The sequence below is a fragment of the Bradyrhizobium sp. MI1.3 genome (assembly GCF_055811695.1).
This window is the reverse complement of sequence record NZ_JBVVPQ010000170.1, coordinates 1-3,412: the sequence shown is the minus strand read 5'-3', so window position 1 is coordinate 3,412 and position 3,412 is coordinate 1. Positions and strand designations below refer to the sequence as shown.

Here is a 3,412-nt window from a genome sequence, read left to right as displayed (position 1 = left end):
ATCCCGCCCGGCCGCTGGTTTGCTTCGACGAGACCCCCGTCCAGCTGATCGGCGAGGTGCGCCAGCCTGTCCCGGCCCAACCGGGACAGCGCGAGCGATACGATTACGAGTATCGCCGCAACGGCACCGTCAATCTCTTCGTCACCTTCGATCCGCGTCGGGGCTGGCGCAACGTCAAGGTCACCGACCGCCGCGCCGCCGTGGACTACGCCCACTGCATGCGTGAGCTCGTCGACGTCCATTATCCCGACGCCGCCTGCATCCGTGTCGTGCAGGACAATCTGTCGATCCATAAACCTGGGGCGCTGTATGAGGCCTTCGCGGCCGCCGAGGCCCGACGCATCCTGCGCCGCCTCGAATTCCACTTCACTCCGAAACACGCCAGTTGGCTCAACATGGTCGAGTGCGAGATCAGCGTGCTGCAGCGCCAGTGTCTCGGCCGCCGCATCGACGACCCCAAAAGGCTCCGAAACGAGATCGCAGCATGGCAACGGCGGCGAAACAAAACCCGAGCCAGCATCAAATGGATGTTCACAACCGACAAAGCCCGCGCCAAACTCGGCCGCGCTTATCCAGCCACCGCTAAAGAGCCAAAATCACTGTGATGAACCACTAGTTTCGATCCGCAGGGACTGGCTAATCTGGTGAACGGTTTCAGCAAATGGCCGGCAAAGGGCGACTGTTGCCAAGCCACAGTCGCAATCGGCGGTGAGATTCGTCGTCGAGCCGACGAGCTCTCTAGCTTTGATGAGCAGCACTTGGCAAGCTTGGTGAACGGTTTCAGCAAATGGCCGACAGAGGAGGACAGTGGCCAAGCCACAGCGGCAATCGCCCGTGAGGCCCGACAGGCCGCCCGACTTTCTTATTTTAGTGAGCAGCAGCTGGCGAACCTGGTGAACGGCTTCAGCAAATGGCCAAAAATGTCGTCTACTCGCAAAGCCGCTATCGCGATCGCCACTGAGATCCGTGGCCGCGCCCAAGGTGGCGTCCGGCTCTCCAATTTTCCTCATCAGCTCTTGGCCAACCTGGTGAACGGTTTCAGCAAATGGCCGAAAGAGGAGGACTGTGGCCAAGCCACAGTCGCAATCGCCAACGAGGTCTGTCGCCGCGGCCACCATGAGGAACAGATTTCTGAACTTGCTCCGCAGGAACTGGCGAACTTGGTGAACGGTTTCAGCAAGTGGCCGGCAGCGGAGGACTGTGCCCAAGCCACGGTCGCAATCGCGCGTGAGGTCCATCGCCGAGCCGGCGATCTCTCTCGCTTCGACGAGCAGCACTTGGCCAACCTGGTGAACGGTTTCAGCAAATGGCCGGAGGACGCAGCCTGCCGTCAAGCCACAGCGGCAATAGCAGGTAGGATCAGTAACCCTTCGCGGCTGTCTCGTATTAATGAGCAAGAACTTGCGATGCTGGTAAACGGCTTCAGCAAGTGGCCGGAAGAGGCGAACACTCAGCAAGCGATAATCGCGATTGCCCCTGAGGTCCTTTCACGCCCTGGCAACACCGGCCTGCTCTCTGATTTTACACAGCAGGGGCTGGCGAACCTAGTAAATGGCTTCAGTAAGTGGCCGGAAGAAGCGTCTGCGCGCGAAGTCACTGTCGCGATTGCCCGTAAGATTCAAGATGCTGACCGGCGACCTCATTTTGATGTGCAGGAGCTGACGAACCTGACGAACGGTTTCAGCAAGTGGCCGGACGAGGAGGTGTGTTTTCGAGCGATAGTGCACATCGCGTGCGGGCTTGGCACCGCAGGCCAACGCTTCGCTGGCTTTACGACGCCTCAGCTCAGCATCATTGCCAATGCTCTGGGGCGAGCCGTCTTGAGGGGAGAGGAGAGCGGAGAAATTACCGAGACCGCTCTGCTGAAGGATCGGTTACATAAGCTGGCCCACTACCTGCACTATGCGAACGATCGCCTCAAGCAGGCGGAGCTTTTGAGCATCGCCAACCTTTTCAAGCCGCTGGCTAAGGCCAGGCTGTTTGATGATCTGAGCGTGCTCGCACCGACAGGGCTAAATCGGCTTGACGAATTGCGTAATGACGCCTGTTTTGCAGCCCGGCATAACCTCGAAGCCATGGGGCATCTCTGCGCCGCTGTGCTGCCGCTGGCGCGCAGTCCTCACCTGCGCCGGCACCGCAGACAGGCTCTAAATTTACTGAACGACATCCAAGGCATTGTTGAGGAAAAGATCGCGGAGTATCTCCAAGCAAGCGATGCGGAGCGGATCCGTGGTCCGCACGCGAGCCGCCGTCCCGCGCTATCAATCTACCAAGTGCTCAAGACCCGCGCGGTCCTTGAGAGGATGTTCCGCCGACCGTATATCGAGGGCAAGAAGTCCGATCTGCGCATGAGGCAGCAGGACTTGCAGTGCGGGACCAGAGACATCCTGCGCCGCACGCGCGATCTCATCGAGCGCGATCTTTCCAATATGAGCTGGAACCTGATCGCGCAGATCGAGGCGGATAATCCAGTGGATGCGCTGGACTCGTTCTTGGCGCAGGATGCGGCGACAATCAGGGCACAACATCAACCCTCTGTCTTCGACGTGCATCAGGTCTTGCGAGACATGGACCACGCGCCTAAGCCTCCGCAGGATGACGCGGGATTGATGCAGTTGCCGGTCGTGGACATGCAGGGCCGGCGCCTGCCCACGGCGCGCGAGACACGGTATTCCGCTTTTCATCGCCTGACCGGGGGGGCCGTGCCGGTAGTCGCAGTCGAACTGTCGGCAAAGCCGAGCGCCTTCATGCTGGCGCGGACGCTGACCGTTGACGGCGTGCCCTACCGCATGGACCTGTTCGGCGGAAGCAAGCTGAAGCCGCCGAGATTGACGGTGGCGCAGATCGCCGGCCGCGCGCCGGGTGACTTGCGAGGGCGTTCCGGGGGGCAACTGCTGGCCATTCCGTATGCCGACACCGTGGCAGGCACGGATTTCGAGCGGCTGTCGTGCGCCTGGGCCCCGTTCAAGGAGGCATATTTCTATACGCAGCGCAGGGGATTTGCGGCGCCACCCGCGATCAAGGGCTTGGGGCCCCACGACTCCGCGCTGGAGGGCGCGTTTAGACTGTCACTGCTGCCGGACCGTCCTGCCGGCGAGGCGCATCCATTCAGGCTCACTGGACCGCAAGGTCCGATCGCGTTGCAACCGCATGACGGCTGCGGCTTTATCAAGGCCTCGCTAGCCGAGCGCATGCTGGCCGTTCGCCGCGGCGGCAACCAGGACGGTCCTGATCGGGTGCGGGCCTACGGTGAGGGACGGAGATCATCGCTGCCCGCCTCGGCGCTGCAGCATTACCCGCGCAGCGAGCAGGTGGCCGATGAGGCGGTACAGAAGGCTAGTACCCACTTTTCTTGGATCGTGAGTCGTGATTCAAGATCTGGATGATACCCGAAGCAAGAGAAGTCCACCTT

The 3,412-nt window shown here is 61.0% G+C and carries 2 protein-coding genes; both read left to right on the top strand.

The window, feature by feature from the left end; translation table 11 throughout:
- On the top strand, nt 1–605 hold a 605-nt coding region (locus AC0L3A_RS40275; RefSeq protein ID WP_473256530.1), incomplete at its 5' end, for an IS630 family transposase.
- Nucleotides 606–644: 39 nt separating this feature from the next.
- Complete coding sequence (locus tag AC0L3A_RS40270; protein WP_473256529.1) at nt 645–3,386, top strand: hypothetical protein; 2,742 nt, start codon at nt 645–647, stop codon at nt 3,384–3,386.
- The last annotated feature ends 26 nt before the right edge of the window (nt 3,387–3,412 follow it).